This window comes from Agrobacterium sp. M50-1, assembly GCF_049843495.1.
Lineage (GTDB): Bacteria > Pseudomonadota > Alphaproteobacteria > Rhizobiales > Rhizobiaceae > Agrobacterium > Agrobacterium radiobacter.
Genome location: NZ_JBBHZH010000003.1, coordinates 402,163 through 420,377, shown reverse-complemented (window position 1 = coordinate 420,377; position 18,215 = coordinate 402,163). Strand labels below are relative to the sequence as shown.

The window sequence follows — 18,215 nt, the reverse complement described above, 5'->3', positions numbered from 1 at the left end:
GCATCGCGTAATCCCGCTGCAATCCGTTGCGGGTATCAAAAAGACATCATTCCCACGCGAGGCCCATGATGTCTTTTCCTACGCCTGAAAAATCCGCCCCCGCCAGCGGTCGCATGATTTCCCTGAACTTGAAGCTGCAGGGTTAAATCATGGCTGGACGTCCGCCAGGCCCGGAGCGCGTGGCTTTTCCGCTGCGGATCGAACCCGCAATCTTGAATGAAATCCGCCACACCGCGAGCGATGAACTGCGCAGCATCAATGCCCAGATCGAGATATTGTTGAAAGAAGCCCTACGGCATCGCGCCGCGATGGATGCGAGTGCGCCGAGCGGCTGAGCCGCAAGCTGCCAGCCGCAGAAACGAGGATGCCCCTAGGCCGCCAGCGCCTCGCGGACACAGTTGCGCCCTTCGGTCTTTGCTCGGTAAAGCGCACGATCCGCCATTTCGGCGAGCGTCTGGAGATCGCAGCGCATGTCGCCGGTGGCGGCAACGCCGATGCTGATCGTCACGCCGACACGCAGACCGCCGCAGTCGACCTCGCTGACCGCAATCGCATCGCGAATGCGTTCGCCGATCATGCAGGCTTTGTGAACGCCGGCGCCCGGCAGGTAGATGATGAATTCCTCCCCACCGTAGCGCGCCAGCACGTCCCCACCGCGAATGCTGCCGCCGATGCGCTTCGCCACTTCCTGCAGCACGCTATCGCCGACGGCGTGGCCGAAACGGTCATTGATCGACTTGAAGTGGTCGATATCCAGCAACATGGCCGCGTCAGTGGGATGAGGCGTCGCAGGCATGGTCTGGAAGAAGAAGCGTCGGTTCTTGACGCCGGTCAGAGGGTCCGTATTGGCAAGAACCAGCAATTTCCGTTCCGACCGCTCGGCAACCAGCATCATCACGAACAGGGCGATGGCAAAGTTCAGCATGATGATGAAGAAAAACGCATTGACCAGATTGAGGGCGGCATAAGCCGGGAAAAGCACGCTTTTCATCACCGCCAGCGAAATGAGACCGGAGACGCCGGTAATCGCACCCAGCGCCAGACGGGAAAGCAGCGGTTCCCTGCGCCATCCTTCAAGAAGCACCAATGCCCCGGCGAGATAGGCCAGCGACGCGCAGCCATTAAAGAGCGCCGCGCGAAGCGCATTATTGTCCGCCACCTGATACGCGACAACCATCGCCAGCACGGTGATAAAACACACAAAGAGTAGGATTCGCCGGTCGACGGCGCGTCCATCGCTCAACGTTTTCAGGCCGAGCCAGATCAGCGCATAGCCCACAATACCAAAAACGACACTGCCGAGTTGCCACAAGGCCGGCGACAATATTCCCCATTCTCCGTAACCGGCGAGCGTGGAGCCAATCGTCATCGTCGCGAAACCCGCCGCGAGAGGAACGGGCCCGCGCAAACCGCGATTGGTCATTTTCAGGTAGATAAAACTCAAAAGTCCAACGATATAGGAACACTTTTGCATCAGTATGACTGTCGTAAGGTCGAGTTCACCTAACATGATTTGTCCATACGGTATATAAATTCGGAGGACTTAATTATAATATTAAGTATAAAATTTCAATAAAAATAACATATAAATAATCAATAAATTACACTACTGTAAGTTAATATTCACATTCCGAAATAAGTCTCCAATCGAAAATAGAAATCTATTCGAACATTCTAATAAAATCCATATCCTTCGTGAATCTTGCCATCTCCGCCGCTTTTGCCTGCGTATCGACAAGGCGCAGGAGAAAAGACGGGTGCACGGTGACAAAAAGCGTCCGGCCCTCCTCCATTGGTAAAGAACGCCCCCGAATCTCCGTGACTTTTTCCTTGCCGCCGGTCAGCGCATAAAGCGCCGTTGCGCCCATGGCAACGATCAGTTTGGGCCGAACAAGCGCGATTTCCTGATTGAGCCACCAACGGCATTGCTCCACTTCGCCTGCATTTGGCCGCTGATGGATACGTCGTTTGCCACGCGTTTCATATTTGAAGTGCTTGACGGCATTGGTGACGTAAAGTTTTTTTGCGTTCGATGCCGATTTGGGCGAGAGTCCGGTCAAAGAGCTGGCCGGCCGGGCCGACGAAAGGTTTGCCGGCGAGATCCTCCTGATCGCCCGGCTGCTCGCCAACGATCATGATGTTCGCATCCTCCGGGCCAGAGCCGAAAACAGTCTGCGTGGCGTTGCAATGCAGGGGGCAGCGGGTGCAATGGCCCGCCTCCCGCGCCAGCGACGCGAGCGTGCCATCCGGCGCCGGCCGCGGTGTCTCCCGTGCAGCGGCCGCAGCCTGCAGACGGTGGTGAAACGGCTGCGGCTGGCTTGCCGCCTTGGCGGCCATCTCCAGCACCCGCGCCTCCGCCCCGAGAACCAGACCGGGAATAAGATCGGCTTCCGGCAGGTTCTTCCAGTATTTCTTCGGCATCTCCGCGGTCATGGCTTTGATCTTCAGGCGGGCCGGATTGAATATATTGGCATAATAGGTCCGCCAGAGTTCATCCGTCTCGTCCGTCAGGTCGGGTTTCGCCGCCGCCTCCCGCGAGGTCCGTAGCGCGTTTCCATCCCACTGTGCAGAACCCTTCGGCGTGGCGATCAGCCAGTCCATGTCGGTAAACCGCCGCTGGAAAAAGGCTGCCGTCCGCTCGACGATGAAATGATCAGGCTCGAACCAGGCAATGAACCGCCGCCGCCCACCCTGCCCCTGTGGTAAGGGCACTTCCTTGAAGCGAACAAAAGCCGTCATCTTGTGACAATCGCGGCGGACGGATTTCTCAAGCAGCCGGACCTCTGAAACATCCGGATCGGACTTGAACTGTAACAGCGCGCGATACTGCCTCAGCCGCCACAACAGCCGGTAAAGCAGTGCAAAACGGCCTGGATCATTGTGACAGATGGCGGCCTGCGCCAGCGCGACGAATGAGGCTGGAACGGAAACCTGCGCAGACCCGGAGCCGACCGCCGGCAAGGGCTGGCCGGCAAAATCCAGCAACCCTGCCCCGTCATCCCGCAGCCGCCAGTCAATCATCTCGGGTCGAATATCGGCGGTAAGGGCCGCGCGGGCGGCGTCGCGCCACTCGCCGAAATCACCCCGTCCTTCCAGAACCGGGCCATACATCACAAGAGCGACAATTGTTCGGGCTGCGGCGCAAACATCGCCCGCAGATCCGGCCGCTCGGTCAGCTTGCCCGGCGTCCAGCCCTCTGCGACGATGAAGGCCTTCACCTTTTTCAGGGAAACACCGAAGCGGGCAATATCCTCCAGCCGCAGCCGCCGGAATCGCCGCGAGGACAGGATGGAAGCAACCGTCTTCGTGCCGAAACCGGGCACGCGCAAGAGCATTTCCCGATCCCCAACATTGACGTCCACAGGGAAACGCTCGCGATGTTTGAGCGCCCAGGCGAGTTTCGGGTCGATATCGAGGTCGAGCATGCCGTCGCCGCCGATCGCCGTTATCTCGCCAATGTCGAAGCCATAAAAGCGATAAAGCCAGTCGGCCTGATAAAGCCGGTGTTCCCGCATGAGCGGCGGCTTGATGAGCGGCAGGTTCTTCGACGAATCCGGAATGGGGCTGAAGGCCGAATAATAAACGCGCCGCAAACCGTAGCTGCCATAAAGCCGGGCGCTGGTGGAGAGAATGGTGCTATCGTCTGCGCCATCGGCCCCCACGATCATCTGCGTGCTCTGACCGGCCGGCGCAAAGCGCCTGGTCTTGCGTGTGCGAACGGTCGGCTCCCCCGCCTCCTCGATCTTCAGGCGGATATCGGCCATGGAGCGGCGAATATTGGCGGGCTGCTTTTCCGGCGCGAAACGGCCAATGCCGCTGTCAGTGGGCAACTCGATGTTGATCGAAAGGCGATCCGCATAAAGCCCCGCTTCCTCGATGAGCCTGGGCGATGCTTCGGGAATCGATTTCAGGTGGATATAGCCGCGAAAACCATGGGTAACGCGCAGTTCGCGCGCCACGCGCACCATCTCCTCCATCGTGTGATCGGAGGAGCGGATAATGCCGGAGGACAGGAACAGCCCCTCGATATAGTTGCGCCGATAAAACTCCAGCGTCAGCCACACCACTTCTTCTGGTGTAAACCGCGCCCGCTCGACATTGCTGGAAGAGCGGTTGATGCAATAGGCGCAATCATAGATGCAGAAATTGGTCAGCAGAATTTTCAAAAGCGAAATGCAGCGCCCATCCGGAGCATAGGCGTGACAGATGCCCGAGCCTTCCGTGGAACCCAGACCGCCTGACACTGCGGAGTTGCGTTTTGTCGTGCCGCTCGATGCGCAGGAGGCATCGTATTTCGCCGCGTCGGAGAGAATGGCCAGCCGTTGCCTGATCGACTTCTTCATGATCATGTTCACTATATGTTCCATTGAAGAATGTCAATATTGGCAGTCAAGCCTTTGATTGGATGAGGAAATACTCACACCTCAAATTTGCTGGCATTTCGCTGTCGTCTTCTGATATAGTCGGCTCAGTTATGATTTTGGCATGGTTCCGGAGTTCCTCTCCGGAACCTGTTTCTTTTTGTGTCTGCAAGTAAAGCGACCGGAATGCGAAGGATAAAAAAATGGTAGAAAAAGTACCGATGACTCAGGGTGGATTCGTCAAGCTGCAGGAGGAGCTGCGCTTTCGCCAGCAGGAGGAACGTCCCCGTATCATCGAGGCGATTGCGGAGGCGCGCGCCCATGGCGACCTTTCGGAAAACGCCGAGTACCATGCTGCCAAGGAAGCCCAGAGCCACAATGAAGGCCGCATCACTGAACTCGAAGACCTGACCGCACGCGCGGAAGTCATCGATCTCTCCAAGATGTCGGGTTCGAAGATCAAGTTCGGAGCGACCGTCAAGCTGGTCGATGAAGACAGCGATGAGGAAAAGACCTACCAGATCGTCGGCGATCAGGAAGCCGATGTGAAGGCTGGCCGCATCTCCATCTCCTCACCCATCGCCCGCGCCCTCATTGGCAAGGAAGTCGGCGACAGCATCGAAGTCAATGCACCTGGCGGCGCCAAGGGTTACGAGATTCTCGCGGTTCAGTGGGGCTGATTGCCCGACGTGCAATGCGCCCCATGCGGGCGCGTTGCTTTTTGACGTATTAAATTCCCAAACCAGCCGCAGAGACGGAAGCCCATCTTGTCCCACGTCAGTCTGAAAGATGTGCAGGTGCTTGCGCCAAACTTCAAGCGCAGGCTCTCGGGCGTTACCTCCACCATCGTTCAGCTGATACCGGTGCAGAACCGGCTGGAACAGAAGGTGGCCACCATCGGCCCCGGCCTGCCGCCGCATCTGCCGCATGTGCGCTTCCGCGATCTGTGGCGGCTCTGGCAAAACGGCCCGCAGGGTGGCCCGCGCATCTGGCATGCCCGCCGCAACCTCGAAATGCTGCCGGGTCTTCTGATGCGCGATGTGCTGCGCATGAAGGTGAAGCTGCTCTTTACCTCCGCGGCACAGAGGCGGCATTCCGCCTATACCCGTTTTCTGATTTCGAAGATGGATGCCGTGGTTGCGACCAACGCCCGCTCCGGCTCGTTTCTGGAAGTGCCCCATCGCGTCGTCATGCATGGCGTCGATACCGACCTGTTCCACCCGGCAACCGGCCCGGAAGATACGATCGCGGCAACCGGCCTGCCGGGCCACTATCTGATCGGCTGTTTCGGGCGGGTGCGCCACCAGAAGGGCACCGATCTCTTCGTGCGCGCCATGATCGAGCTTCTACCCGCCTATCCGGAATGGACAGCCGTGGTGTCCGGCCGCGTCACGGCGGAACACAAGGCCTTCGGTGATGCGCTCAAGGCCGATGTCGCCGCAGCCGGCCTTTCCGACCGCATCGTATTTCAGGGCGAAGTTGATGACATCAAGCCCTGGTACCGGCGGCTGACGCTCTATGTCGCCCCATCCCGCAATGAAGGCTTTGGCCTGACACCGCTCGAAGCCATGGCCTCCGGGACGGCCGTTGTCGCCAGCAATGCCGGCGCTTACGAAGAGATGATCGTCACCGGCGAGACCGGGGCGGTTGTTGACGCGGGTGACTATGCCTCACTGAGAGATGCGATAAAGACCTATCTCGCCGATCCTGCTCTGGCAAAAGCCCACGCAAGTGCCGGACTTGCGCATGTGCGCAGCACTTTTCCGCTGGAAAAAGAAGCGACAAGTCTCGGCGAAGTCTATGAGGCGTTGCGGCGGGGGTAATGCCCCCGAAGTCGACGAAAAGCCGGCCGATCAGATTTCCACCAGACCGACGCGCTTGACCTGACGGATGGTGAGCATGGTGCGCACCGTATCGACATTTTCATCCGCCGTCAGAACCTCGATGACGAAATCCTGAAATTCCGTCAGGTTCCTGGCGACGCAATGCAGCAGGAAGTCGCTTTCGCCAGACACCATCCAGGCCTGCCGCACCAGCGACCAGCCGGCGGTTGCCGCCGCAAAAGCCTTCAGATTGCTGTCCGACTGGCGCTTGAGACCGATCATGCAGAAGGCGACGAGGTCGAAACCGAGCTTCGGCGCGTTCAACATGGCGTGATAACCCTCGATCACGCCCGCCTCCTCCAGCTTGCGGACCCGCCTGAGGCAGGGCGGCGCGGAAATACCGACCCTTTCGGCCAGTTCCACATTGGTCATACGCCCGTCGCGCTGCAATTCGCGCAGGATTTTCAGATCGATGGCATCGAGTTCGACGCTGGTCACGGAGGAGTACCTCGTTAAGCTGTAGAACTTCCTTGTACTATTCGGCGCGGGATTCGCAACATTATGCCACCGCCCGGTCACAAAATTGCGCGCGCATCCACAACTGCCTTGTTGGTAACGCAAGGCTGCCCTTGAATAAAGACACTAGACAACCTTAAATACCGGGCAATGAAGGGGTTGTGGCCTGTCCGCCGTGCTGCGGCTGGAAGGTCTTGCTGCTCAAAGGCCCCGCTACCGTAAAAAGGAACGTTTCCATGTCTGCCCGCCATACCAAGGTATTGATCATTGGCTCTGGTCCCGCTGGTTATACAGCGGCGATCTACGCGGCCCGCGCAATGCTGAAACCCGTGCTGATTGCCGGCATGGAACAGGGCGGCCAGCTGATGATCACCACCGATGTCGAGAACTATCCGGGCTTTGCTGATCCGATCCAAGGCCCCTGGCTGATGGATCAGATGCTGAAGCAGGCGACCCATGTGGGTGCTGAAATCGTCAGCGACCTCGTCACCGAAGTTGAAACCAATGTACGGCCTTTCGTGGTCAAGACCGATTCCGGTCAGGTCTGGACCGCCGACACGCTGATCATCGCCACCGGCGCCAAGGCCAAGTGGCTCGGCATCGAAACCGAACAGCAATTTCAGGGCTTCGGCGTTTCCGCCTGCGCCACCTGCGATGGCTTCTTCTACCGCAACAAGGATGTGATCGTGGTCGGCGGCGGCAACTCCGCCGTGGAGGAAGCGCTGTACCTCGCCCATATCGCCAAGACCGTTACCGTCGTGCACCGCCGCGACAGCTTCCGCTCGGAAAAAATCCTTCAGGAACGGCTGTTCGCGAAGGAAAACGTCAAGATCCTGTGGAACACGGAAATCGCCGAAATCACCGGCGCTCCCGCCAAGCCGCCAATGCCGCCCTCCGTCTCTGGCGTAAGGTTGCGCGACACCAAGACCGGCGCGATCAGCGACACGCCGATCGATGGCGTCTTCGTCGCCATTGGCCACGCGCCCGCAGTCGAACTGTTCAAGGGCAAGGTGAAGCTCAAGGACAATGGTTACATGTGGACGGCTCCCGATTCCACAGCCACCGATGTTGAGGGCATTTTCGCTGCCGGCGACGTCACCGACGACATCTACCGTCAGGCTATCACCGCCGCCGGCATGGGCTGCATGGCGGCGCTGGAAGCGGAACGTTATCTCACCGCGCAACAACCGCTCGCGGTAGCAGCGGAATAACCGAAAGGCAGGATAGGCATGGCAATGCCATTGGACTGGGATAAACTGCGCATTTTTCATGCCGCAGCCGAAGCGGGGTCTTTCACCCATGCTGCCGACAAGCTGCATTTGTCTCAGTCGGCCATCAGCCGTCAGGTCAGCGCGCTGGAACAGGATGTCGGCGTCAAGCTGTTCCATCGCCACGCCCGAGGCCTGATCCTCACCGAACAGGGCGAGCTGCTGTATCGCACCGCCCATGACGTGCTGCTGAAGCTCGAAACCGTCAAGATGCAACTGACGGAGACGACGGAGAAGCCGAGCGGCAAGCTGCGCGTGACGACGACCGTTGGTCTCGGCCAGGGCTGGCTGACGGACAAGGTGCAGGAGTTCCTGCAGCTCTACCCGGAAATGTCGATCCAGCTCATCCTCGACAATGAGGAGCTGGACGTGAACATGCGCCACGCCGATTGCGCCATCCGCCTGCGCCAGCCGCAGCAGTCGGACCTCATCCAGCGCAAGCTGTTCACGGTGCATATGCACGTCTATGCCGCACCGTCCTACATCAACCGTCACGGAGAGCCGCAGTCGATTGAGGATCTCGACAACCACCGCATCATCTCTTTCGGTGAGCCGGCGCCCAACTATCTCCTTGATGTCAACTGGCTGGAAAATGCCGGACGGTCTTCCGACAACACGCGCACGCCGCATCTGCAGATCAACAGCCAGACATCGATCAAGCGCGCCTGCCTGTTGGGAATCGGCATCGCCTGTTTGCCTGACTATATCGTCGGGCGCGATCCCGGCCTCATCCAGCTGTCGCTCGCCGCAGATATTCCGTCATTCGATACCTACTTCTGTTATCCCGACGAGATGAAAAACGCTGCAAAGCTGAAAGCCTTCCGCGACTTCATCGTCGCCAAGGCGCGAAACTGGAACTTCTGACGTTAAAATAGCCGGCGCTTGGCTATCGTGCTTTAATTTCAATAGCTTACGCAAAGCGTTGCGTGAGCGGAATGCCGGCGCTCTCCGGCAGCATTGCACATAAAATATACCGGAAATATCGAGGGCTGCGTGGTGCGCATGCCTGACCTGCACAAAAAAGAGTTGTTTCGTGCACAAAAAAGCACCATATCGCTCTCAGCTGATGCACACGGTGGCTTTTCCTCCCAGTTCCACCGCATCAGCTGTTCCCCTCTGGAGGTTTTTGACCTTCACACTTAAAGGGCCCTGGATCCATCCGGCGGCCCTCTTTTTTTACCCGCAAGAATTTTCTCCAAATTGGCGAAATATCGCATGATGCAACCTTGTTTTGCATTATTGCCGCTCCCATATTTTAGTTGGCTGTCACGCTCGCCCAAGGCACGCGACAGCTGTTCCCCTCTGGAGGTTTTGACCTTCAAACTTGTCAGGCCGCGGAGACATCCTGCGGCCTTCTTTTTTGGAACCGCCTGCCCGCTCCCCACGGTCCTCACAGAGACGTGACTTGTATATCGAAAATGATCGATATAAATATCGCCAATGTCAGATATTAAAGAAACCCAGATGAACCCGGAGGAAATCCTCAAGGCCCTTTCGCACCCAGCAAGGCTGAAATTTCTGGAATGGCTGAAGCGGCCGGAAAGTCACTTCTGCCAGGAGCATCCGCTTAGCATGGGCGTGTGCGCCAACCAGTTTCAGATCAGCGGCCTGTCGCAATCCACCGTCTCGTCGCATCTGGCGGTATTGCAGGCAGCTGGCCTCATCAGGTCGAAAAAGGTTGGGCAATGGGTGTTTTTTGAGCGCAACGAGGAAACCATCGACGCCTTCCGCAATTATCTGCACGCCAATCTCTGAGCCTCCCAAGCTTTGAGCCCCGGGGTGCCGGATGGGAACCGCAACGCAGGTTTCGATCCGGCACCCGACCCAGATAGCGCGCCTGCCGCGCAATTTCGCCAACCGACCAGAAAGTGAAGTCGCATGACCAGTCTTTTCGAACCGGCACAGGCCGGCGATATCGCACTCGCCAACCGTATCGTCATGGCCCCCCTCACCCGCAACCGCTCGCCGGGCGCAATTCCCAACAATCTCAACGCCACCTATTACGAGCAGCGCGCCACGGCCGGGCTGATCGTCACCGAAGGCACGCCGATTTCCCAGCAGGGTCAGGGCTATGCGGATGTTCCGGGCCTCTACAAGCGGGAAGCGATTGCGGGCTGGAAACAGGTTACCGATGGCGTGCATTCAGCCGGAGGCAAGATCGTCGCGCAGATCTGGCATGTCGGCCGCATTTCCCACACCTCGCTGCAGCCGCATGGCGGCCAGCCGGTTGCTCCTTCCGCCATTCCCGCCAAGTCGAAGACCTATATCATCAATGATGACGGCACCGGCGCTTTTGCCGAAACCTCAGAGCCCCGCGCGCTCACCATCGACGATATCGGCCTCATCCTCGAGGATTACCGCAGCGGCGCACGCGCGGCTCTGGAGGCCGGTTTCGACGGCGTCGAAATCCATGCCGCCAATGGCTACCTGATCGAGCAGTTCCTGAAATCCAGCACCAACCAGCGCACGGATGAGTATGGCGGCCCGATCGAGAACCGCGCCCGCTTCCTGCTGGAAGTCGTCGATGCGGTGGCGGAAGAGATTGGCGCGGGCCGCACCGGCATCCGCCTTTCCCCCGTTACCCCCGCCAACGATATTTTCGAAGCCGATCCGCAGCCGCTCTATAATTACGTGGTGGAACAGCTCGGCAAGCGCAATCTCGCCTTCATCCATGTCGTTGAAGGCGCAACCGGCGGCCCGCGCGATTTCAAGCAGGGCGACAAGCCTTTCGATTACACCGCCTTCAAGGCCGCCTATCGCAATGCCGGCGGCAAGGGGCTGTGGATCGCCAATAATGGCTATGACCGTGAGAGCGCCATCGAAGCCGTTGAAAGCGGCAAGGTGGACGCCGTGGCCTTCGGCAAGGCCTTCATCGCCAATCCGGATCTGGTGCGCCGCCTGAAAAACGATGCGCCGCTCAATGAGCCGAACCAGCCAACCTTCTATGGCGGCGGAGCCGAGGGTTATACCGACTATCCGGCGCTCGCCTGATAAAGGATCAAGCAAATACGCCGCACTGCTCGAGAGCGGTGCGGCGTATTTCTTTCAGTGCAGGGCGCGCGCCTGCCGCGCGGCAAAATCGGAAAACGCGCCCATGACGAAGGCGTTGGGCACATGCAGCGCCTGCAGAAAGCCATTGCCCGTTTCCCGGCCGATGCTCATCAGCGCCACCTGAAGACAATAAAGACCAAGCAGGACCAGCGTGCGGGCAAGGTTAGGCCGCAGATCGTCGTACCGCAGAGCGAGGAACACCAGCGACAGGATCGGAACGGCGATCAGGACACCGAGCCCCTTATGCAGCGAAAGCAGCGATCCATCATAATAGATCGACAGCCCGGCCAGCAGCACCTGCGCGAAGATCAGCACCGGCACGCTTGCCGAAATCACGGCAAACAGGCGACGCCGAGCCGACACCCCATTCGCAGCCGTCGCCATCACACCCTGCCCCCGGCATCGGCCGGATGAGGAAGGCTCGCCGGGTGCTGCCTCTGCTCAAGGCAGCCGAGGCTCGCCAATGTCGCCGATACCGCGACATCGATCGGTGTTTTGGGTTCCGTTCCAAGGAAATCCGTCAGCTTGCGATTGCTCATCCGGATCGGCATCTGCCAGAGATATTGCATTTCAAGCACTTCGCGGAACAGGGGAACGAAAGGCGCGGCCAATTTGATCCCCGGCCAGAATAGCCGCCGCCGCTTGACCGGATGCCCCACAACCCGCTCGATCGCGTCAATCAGCTGCAGCCCATCGAAATCCCAGAAACCTTCCATGTGGTAGAGGGCGAAAGCAGGAAGCTCGCCGGCCCGGTCAAGCAGCCGACCGATCGTCTCCGCCACGTCAGGCAGATAGGCCCATTGATGCCCCGCATGGGATGCGGCGGGATTCTGGACGCTGCGGACCGGCTTTCCCGGCCGTACCAGCATCTGCGAAAACCAGTTATTTCTCGCATCCGGCCCAAAGAAATCCCCCGCCCGGACAATCAGAACAGGCACACCACGCATCGACGCCATTTTCAGCCGTCGCTCCATCTCCACACGCAGTGCACCCTTGCGGGTAAAGGGTTTTTGCGGGCTTTCTTCCGTCAGGAGGGGAAAGGCATCCGGGCCGAAATTATAGACGCTGCCCGGAAAGACGATCCTCGCCCCGCAGGCCTCGGCAGCGGCAATGGTATTGTCCAGCATCGGCAATACCTGCCTGTCCCAGTTGCGATATCCCGGAGGATTAACCGCATGGACGATCAGCCGCGCATCTTTTGCCGCGCCGAGAACATCCTGCCGGTTCATGGCGTCTCCGGTTACGAACTCGATATCACCAGTGGTCCGGGACGCTGTTTGCTGGCGCGTCATCGCCCTCACCCGCCATCCGCGTTGCTGCAGCATCCTGGAGACCTGACTGCCGATACCGCCATTCACCCCCAAAATCAGGGCCAGAGGCCGGTCATTCGCCGCTGTGTCTGCGTTGTTTTCATATATCATCGCCGTACTCCTTGTTGTGGGCTGGAGTATCGTCCCGTTCTGCGATATACGAAATTATCGAAATGAGTGGAGCAGCTATACAAAATATTATGACACGAAGCCGTGACATCAGCTGGGATTTTTACCGCACCTTCCTCAGCGTGCTGAGCGACGGCTCGCTTTCCGCCGCCGCGCGCGAACTCGGCATCACACAGCCGACGGCGGGACGCCATATCGGGGCTCTGGAAGAAGCCGTCGGTTTTCCGCTGTTCATCCGCTCGCCCCACGGGCTGATGCCGACGGAAGCAGCACTTGCGCTCCGCCCCTATGCGGAAAATCTGGCGGCGACGACCGCAGCCCTCATGCGCGCGGCCTCCGGCGAGGTCGGCAAGATCGAAGGCACCGTGCGCATCAGCGCCTCTGACATCATCGGCGTGGAGATGCTGCCGCCAATCATCACGGCCATGCAGGAAATCCACCCCCGGCTTGAAATCGAGCTTTCACTGTCCGATACGCTGGAAGACCTTTTGCGGCGTGAGGCCGATATCGCCATTCGCATGACCGAACCACAGCAGGATGCGATCGTCATGCGTTACATCGGCAATTTCCGTCTGGGATTTCATGCGACGCGCGACTATCTGGCCAGAGCCGGCGCTCCGAAGAGCATGGAAGATCTCAACCATCACCGCATGGTCGGTTTCGACCGCAAGACGCCTTTCATCCGGGCGGCCATCCAGCGGATGCGCTCGCTCGATCCGGAAATACCCGATATTGAGGAAATTTCCTTCGAAATCCGCGCCGACAGCAACCTCGCCCAGCTTGCCATGATCCGCGCCAGCGCGGGCATCGGCGTCTGTCAGATCGGTCTGGCGCGCAAGGACCCTCGGCTTGTGCAAGTCCTTCCGAAAATCGACATCCCGCTCCACACCTGGGTGGCGATGCATGAAAATCTCAAGACTTCACCGCGATGCCGTGCCGTCTTCAGCGCGCTCGTCGAAGGCCTCAAGGGTCATCTCAAAGAAACCGATCCGGGTGCTCCGCCGAAACGGCGCTAGCGCCAATCCGGCATCAATACCGCAAAACTCGCTCATCAAAACGGTCTGGCCGGCTGTGACGTCTTGTCGACCACCTCGGCTTCCGGCCGATCGCCGCCCTGGCTATATTCCTCATGCCAGTGGCCGCTCTCATCCTGATAGCTGATTTCCTCGTCATCGCCCCCAACCTGCTGTTCGGCGGCAACGATGCGCGCGGCCTCGACCGCATCGGCATAGGTAGGAAATGTTTCGGAATAAGCGCCGTTCATGCGGTAGGCGAAGCCTCCGTCATGTTCGACGATTTCATACACCACTTTGGTCATGCATGGTCCTCCTGTCTCGGTAGGCGACATGGCAACCACAACCGCGTTTCAAGCATTGCACCCGATGGGACAGCGCGGCATGAGCAGCATGTCCTGCAACACCACTATCCTACCAAAAGCACTCAAGCGCAAATCCTGCTTGATCTCATGGACGATACGTCACAGCTTGGGACTGGCACGGGGAAGGGAAATCGATGGCGGGTTCTATTCTGAAACAGGAGCGGATGCTGCTTCTCGCGATACCGGCGGCAATCATCGCCTATATGACCGAGCATGCCATATTCGAAGCCGGAAAAACGGCGGCGCTCATTGCCGCAATCGTGCTGATCGGACTGATCGTTCTCATCTCGATGCGGGTCGCCCACCACGCCGAAATCCTCGCCGCCAAGGTCGGCGATCCCTATGGAACGATGATCCTCACCCTCTCGGCGGTCGCCGTGGAAGTGCTGATCCTTGCCATCATCATGAGCGAATCCAGTTCACCCACCCTCGTGCGCGATACGATCTATTCCGCCGTCATGATCGACATCAACGGCATTCTGGGCCTGGCCGCCCTGCTCGGCGGCCTGCGCCACGGCGAACAGCCCTATAATGACGATTCCGGCAAGACCTATGGCGTGATGATCCTCACGGCCATGGGTATTTCGATGATCGTGCCGGAGTTCATTCCAGAGCAGAGCTGGCACGTCTATTCCGCCTTCACCATCGTCGCCATGATCGCGCTTTATGCGCTCTTCCTCAAAATGCAGGTTGGCCCTCACAGCTATTTCTTCAGCTACGCCTACCCTCGCAAGACACATCCGGCCGGTCAGCCGTCAGACGGTCATGCGGAGGAGGAAGACGAAGGCAGCGTTCCGCTTTCCATCGGCCTCATCATCGCCGGCGTGGTATTGATCGGCGTGCTGGCGGAATTCATGTCGACCTTCCTGAGCGAAAGCCTCGAAGGCACCAGCGCACCGCCCGCGCTGATGGCGGTCGTGGTGGCAACAATCTCGGCATCGCCGGAAATCCTCACCGCGCTCCGCTCCGCCCTGCGAAACCGCATGCAGGCCGTGGTCAATATCGCCATGGGCGCATCGCTCTCGACTGTCATCCTGACCGTTCCTGTGATGGAGGGCATCGCGCTTTATACCGGCCAACCCTTCATCATGGCCATGACGCCGGTTCAGACCGTCATGGTCTTCATCACCCTCATCGCCGCCGCCATCAATCTCAATGACGGTGAAACCAACGCGATCGAGGGAATGACCCATTTCATCCTCTTCGCCACCTTCATCATGCTGCTGTTTCTCGGGCTTTAGCCGAAAGAAAAGCCCGGCAGGCTGCCGGGCTGAGGGTGATGAGAACGCTACCCTCCCACACGACGTCATCCTTGGGCTTGTCCCAAGGATCTAAGCACGTCCAAATAAATCTGGACGTTGCAGATGCTCGGGACAGGCCCGAGCATGACGGAGAGAGCTTGCGGGACTTTGAAAACAAAAAAAGCCCGGCATCGCTGCCGGGCTTCCTTCAAGACTGCATCAACTTATCAGCGGCAATCGGCGCAGAAGCGCTGGATGCGCTTGCAAGCCTCTTCCAGCAGCGCTTCCGACGTGGCGTAGGAAATGCGGAAGTTAGGGCCAAGGCCGAAGGCCGATCCCTGCACGACGGCAACGCCTTCGGCTTCCAGAAGCTCGGAGACGAAATCCACATCAGACTCGATGACCTTGCCCGACGGCGCGGTCTTGCCGATCATGCCGGCGCAGGACGGATAGACGTAGAACGCGCCTTCCGGAGCCGGGCAATTGATGCCCTTGGCCTGGTTGAGCATGGAGACGACGAGATCACGACGACCTTCGAAAATCTTCTTGTTGGCCGGAATGAAATCCTGCGTACCGTTCAGCGCTTCGACAGCTGCCCACTGTGCGATGGAGCTGGCGCCCGAGGTCTGCTGGCCCTGGATCATGTCCATGGCCTTGATCAGCGGTAGCGGGCCTGCGGCATAGCCGATACGCCAGCCGGTCATGGCATAGGCCTTGGAGACGCCGTTCATCGTCAGCGTGCGGTCGTAGAGCGAAGGCTCCACTTCCACTGGAGTGACGAATTTGAAATCGCCATAGGTCAGGTGCTCATACATGTCGTCAGTCAGCACCCAGACATGCGGATGCTTGACCAGCACGTCCGTCAGCGCCTTCAGCTCGTCATGCGAATAGGCCGCGCCCGAGGGGTTGGACGGCGAGTTGAAGACGAACCACTTGGTCTTCGGGGTAATCGCCTTTTCCAGCGCTTCCGGCTTCAGCTTGAAATTGTCTTCGAGCGTCGTGTCGACAAAAACCGGCGTACCACCGCAGATCGCCACCATTTCCGGGTAGCTTACCCAGTAAGGCGCTGGAATGACGACTTCATCACCCGGGTTCAGCGTGGCCATAAAGGCGTTGAAGAGGATCTGCTTGCCGCCCGTGCCGACAATCGTCTGCTCCGGCTTGTAGTCCAGGCCGTTTTCACGCTTGAACTTGTCGGCAATGGCCTTGCGCAGTTCCGGAATGCCGGAAACAGGCGTGTATTTCGTTTCACCACGCTTGATGGCGTCGATGGCCGCTTCCTTGATATTTTCGGGCGTATCGAAATCCGGCTCGCCGGCGCCAAGGCTGATCACATCGCGGCCCTTCGCTTTCAGCTCACGGGCTTTCTGGGTAACAGCGATGGTGGCGGATGGCTTTACGCGGGAGAGAATGTCGGCAAGGAAGGCCATTTTTAATCGGTCCTATTGGGGTTGACATCAGCAGAGGTTGGAAAACTTGTCATCTGCGGCATTTTCTATGTCGAAAGACAGGCCTTCTTTCAAGGTCAAAAGCCGGCTTATGTGCCGCGGCGGAGAATTTAACCTTCCTTAACCCGGAAGTAACGCTTGATACGCTACATTCGCGAGCCTAGAGGTCGTGTCTCTATAGCTGGTTGAAAAATGGCGCTCAAAAGCATCTTTTCCAGTCTTGTCCGCGAGGTCGATGGCACATGGTCCACGGCCTATCGCACCTTTAACCTGAAATCGGCTCTGCAGCCCATTTTTCGCCGCACGATGAGCGGGGTGCTCGACATCGATTCCTTCGAGGGTCTGGTGCGTCCCCATCGCAATGGCGAGCCGGTAACGCCGGGCGAATTTTTCTCGCTGGTCGCGCCTGAGGACATCGAAAACATCGACAGCATCCTGCGCACGATCCATATTCTCAACACCGGCAGGCTCAACCGTTCCCGCGCCCGCATCTTCGTCAACTTCCATCCGGGTCTGTTCCAGACCCCGGCCAAGATGCGCCAGGAAGTGGAGCGCATGCGGCTTGCCGCCCACGAGGCCGGCATGACGGCGGATCGCATCGTCTGCGAAATCTCCGAGAAAAAGGCCTCCGACACACAGATGGTCGCGGACTTCGCTTACCACATGCACGATATCGGCTTTCGCGTGGCGCTTGATGACTACGGCGCCGGCGACTCCGACATCGACCGGGTAAAACTCATCAAGCCGGACTATGTGAAATTCGAAGCGGGCTGGGTGCGCGATTTCATGCAGAATTCGGCGGGCGCCGCCCTTCTGCGCGTCATCGTCCGCCAGTTCCGCGACGATGGGATTGAGCCGGTCTTCGAAGGGCTGGAGACAGGCTGGCAAGTCGATCTCTGCGAGGAACTCGGCGTCCTGCTCATGCAGGGTTACGTGCTGGCGAAGCCCGAACTTGCCCCGACCAGTTTCGACGCACGTTTCCCGGAACTCGGCAGTGAATATTTCGCCCCGTCAAGGACCGAGAGAAACGCTGGACCACCGGCATTTTCACGCGAAGACCGCCCGATCGATCCGCATCCCCTGCGCCAGGTCAGGACCTTCGGAAAACGCGGCCTCTGACGCCATATCCGGCCAAAAGGACGCCATATCAGGCTTTGCCACAATATTGCCGCAATAAATACCGCGGAACGCCAGAATTCGGTCTCCAAGCCGTCCATTTCGAAGCCTCTTTTATCCTTTAAGAACAGGGACAAGAGGCGACAGCCATGTTTACCAACGATCGGACTTCCGTTGAACGGTTAAGGGCGCAGAGAACGCTGTTTTCCCTCTGGATGGCCGTTGCGGCTTTTCTTGTCATCGTCACCATGGCCGCCGGCATCGCAACCTCGGCCAATGCGGCTGCTCAGGCGATCGACACCCTGCACACATCCGCCATCCCTCAGGTAGCGGCAACCACGAAGGCCGGCCCTCACATCCTGCTCATCGTCCTGTCAGCCGCAGCCTTTATCGGCCTTGGCATCGGCGGCCTAACGCTCACCCGGCGCAGCCTGAAGGACGAGGCCCGCCGCTACAAATAAGCGGCCTTCCCCCTCGACTTGCGGCCTCGGCATGTTGCTGCTAAAGCACCCGGGAACAGTCGTCCGCGTCGCCGGATCGACATTCCAGAAATCCCCTGTCTGCCACGGCCGTG

18 protein-coding genes and 1 pseudogene are annotated in these 18,215 nt (G+C 59.0%); 11 read left to right on the top strand and 8 right to left on the bottom strand.

Annotated features, from left to right (window positions below):
- The first annotated feature begins 149 nt into the window (after positions 1–149).
- Positions 150–335, top strand: coding sequence for a hypothetical protein (locus tag WDZ78_RS09610; RefSeq protein WP_020011319.1), 186 nt, complete (start codon positions 150–152; stop codon positions 333–335).
- Positions 336–370: 35 nt separating this feature from the next.
- Here the strand turns inward: WDZ78_RS09610 and WDZ78_RS09605 are convergent, their stop codons facing one another.
- From WDZ78_RS09605 to WDZ78_RS09595, 3 genes and pseudogenes are all read right to left on the bottom strand, one after another.
- Positions 371–1,510 (bottom strand): GGDEF domain-containing protein, encoded by a 1,140-nt coding sequence (locus WDZ78_RS09605; protein WP_425672883.1) that lies wholly within the window; start codon positions 1,508–1,510, stop codon positions 371–373.
- Positions 1,511–1,661: 151 nt separating this feature from the next.
- Positions 1,662–3,111 (bottom strand): annotated as a pseudogene (locus tag WDZ78_RS09600) (UdgX family uracil-DNA binding protein).
- Entirely contained in the window at positions 3,111–4,343 is a 1,233-nt protein-coding gene (locus WDZ78_RS09595) for a putative DNA modification/repair radical SAM protein (RefSeq protein WP_026363858.1), read from the bottom strand. The pseudogene WDZ78_RS09600 and the gene WDZ78_RS09595 overlap by 1 nt, the downstream one beginning before the upstream one ends.
- Before the next feature lie 221 nt (positions 4,344–4,564).
- On the opposite strand from WDZ78_RS09595, the gene greA reads away from it, so the two are divergent.
- Both greA and WDZ78_RS09585 read left to right on the top strand, forming a co-directional pair.
- On the top strand, positions 4,565–5,041 hold the full coding sequence (gene greA / locus WDZ78_RS09590; RefSeq protein ID WP_026363859.1) for a transcription elongation factor GreA: 477 nt from the start codon (positions 4,565–4,567) through the stop codon (positions 5,039–5,041).
- 87 nt (positions 5,042–5,128) lie between these two features.
- Entirely contained in the window at positions 5,129–6,184 is a 1,056-nt protein-coding gene (locus WDZ78_RS09585) for a glycosyltransferase family 4 protein (RefSeq protein WP_425672882.1), read from the top strand.
- Between the two features lie 30 nt (positions 6,185–6,214).
- Here WDZ78_RS09585 and WDZ78_RS09580 read toward each other — a convergent pair whose 3' ends face one another.
- Positions 6,215–6,682: an Lrp/AsnC family transcriptional regulator gene (locus WDZ78_RS09580; protein ID WP_020011325.1), complete on the bottom strand. Its 468-nt coding sequence runs from the start codon at positions 6,680–6,682 to the stop codon at positions 6,215–6,217.
- Between the two features lie 254 nt (positions 6,683–6,936).
- On the opposite strand from WDZ78_RS09580, the gene trxB reads away from it, so the two are divergent.
- The 4 genes from trxB to WDZ78_RS09560 all read left to right on the top strand — a co-directional run bounded on the left by trxB (position 6,937) and on the right by WDZ78_RS09560 (position 10,959).
- Positions 6,937–7,911, top strand: coding sequence for a thioredoxin-disulfide reductase (gene trxB, locus WDZ78_RS09575; RefSeq protein WP_020011326.1), 975 nt, complete (start codon positions 6,937–6,939; stop codon positions 7,909–7,911).
- 24 nt (positions 7,912–7,935) lie between these two features.
- The gene (locus WDZ78_RS09570) at positions 7,936–8,832 is read left to right on the top strand and encodes a LysR family transcriptional regulator VtlR (protein ID WP_020011327.1); all 897 of its coding nucleotides are present in this window, start codon (positions 7,936–7,938) and stop codon (positions 8,830–8,832) included.
- 600 nt (positions 8,833–9,432) lie between these two features.
- A complete protein-coding gene (locus WDZ78_RS09565) occupies positions 9,433–9,723 on the top strand; it encodes an ArsR/SmtB family transcription factor (RefSeq protein ID WP_026363860.1) in 291 nt (96 codons plus the stop codon).
- 123 nt (positions 9,724–9,846) lie between these two features.
- On the top strand, positions 9,847–10,959 hold the full coding sequence (locus WDZ78_RS09560; protein WP_425672881.1) for an alkene reductase: 1,113 nt from the start codon (positions 9,847–9,849) through the stop codon (positions 10,957–10,959).
- A 54-nt stretch (positions 10,960–11,013) separates the two neighbouring features.
- On the opposite strand, the gene WDZ78_RS09555 is transcribed toward WDZ78_RS09560, so the two are convergent.
- Positions 11,014–11,403: a DUF6220 domain-containing protein gene (locus WDZ78_RS09555; protein ID WP_020011331.1), complete on the bottom strand. Its 390-nt coding sequence runs from the start codon at positions 11,401–11,403 to the stop codon at positions 11,014–11,016.
- Entirely contained in the window at positions 11,403–12,440 is a 1,038-nt protein-coding gene (locus tag WDZ78_RS09550) for an NAD-dependent epimerase/dehydratase family protein (RefSeq protein WP_425672880.1), read from the bottom strand. The genes WDZ78_RS09555 and WDZ78_RS09550 overlap by 1 nt, the downstream gene beginning before the upstream one ends.
- Positions 12,441–12,529: 89 nt before the next feature.
- Here WDZ78_RS09550 and WDZ78_RS09545 point away from each other — a divergent pair, with 89 nt between their 5' ends.
- Complete coding sequence (locus WDZ78_RS09545; RefSeq protein ID WP_020011333.1) at positions 12,530–13,474, top strand: LysR family transcriptional regulator; 945 nt, start codon at positions 12,530–12,532, stop codon at positions 13,472–13,474.
- A gap of 35 nt (positions 13,475–13,509) precedes the next feature.
- Here the strand turns inward: WDZ78_RS09545 and WDZ78_RS09540 are convergent, their stop codons facing one another.
- The gene (locus WDZ78_RS09540; RefSeq protein ID WP_004430396.1) at positions 13,510–13,776 is read right to left on the bottom strand and encodes a DUF2188 domain-containing protein; all 267 of its coding nucleotides are present in this window, start codon (positions 13,774–13,776) and stop codon (positions 13,510–13,512) included.
- 194 nt (positions 13,777–13,970) lie between these two features.
- Between WDZ78_RS09540 and WDZ78_RS09535 the strand changes: the two genes are divergently transcribed.
- A complete protein-coding gene (locus tag WDZ78_RS09535; RefSeq protein WP_020011334.1) occupies positions 13,971–15,077 on the top strand; it encodes a calcium:proton antiporter in 1,107 nt (368 codons plus the stop codon).
- A gap of 227 nt (positions 15,078–15,304) precedes the next feature.
- Here the strand turns inward: WDZ78_RS09535 and WDZ78_RS09530 are convergent, their stop codons facing one another.
- Entirely contained in the window at positions 15,305–16,507 is a 1,203-nt protein-coding gene (locus WDZ78_RS09530; protein ID WP_003513431.1) for a pyridoxal phosphate-dependent aminotransferase, read from the bottom strand.
- Between the two features lie 210 nt (positions 16,508–16,717).
- Between WDZ78_RS09530 and WDZ78_RS09525 the strand changes: the two genes are divergently transcribed.
- Complete coding sequence (locus WDZ78_RS09525; RefSeq protein ID WP_425672879.1) at positions 16,718–17,644, top strand: EAL domain-containing protein; 927 nt, start codon at positions 16,718–16,720, stop codon at positions 17,642–17,644.
- Between the two features lie 146 nt (positions 17,645–17,790).
- Positions 17,791–18,102, top strand: coding sequence for a hypothetical protein (locus WDZ78_RS09520; RefSeq protein WP_080868451.1), 312 nt, complete (start codon positions 17,791–17,793; stop codon positions 18,100–18,102).
- The last annotated feature ends 113 nt before the right edge of the window (positions 18,103–18,215 follow it).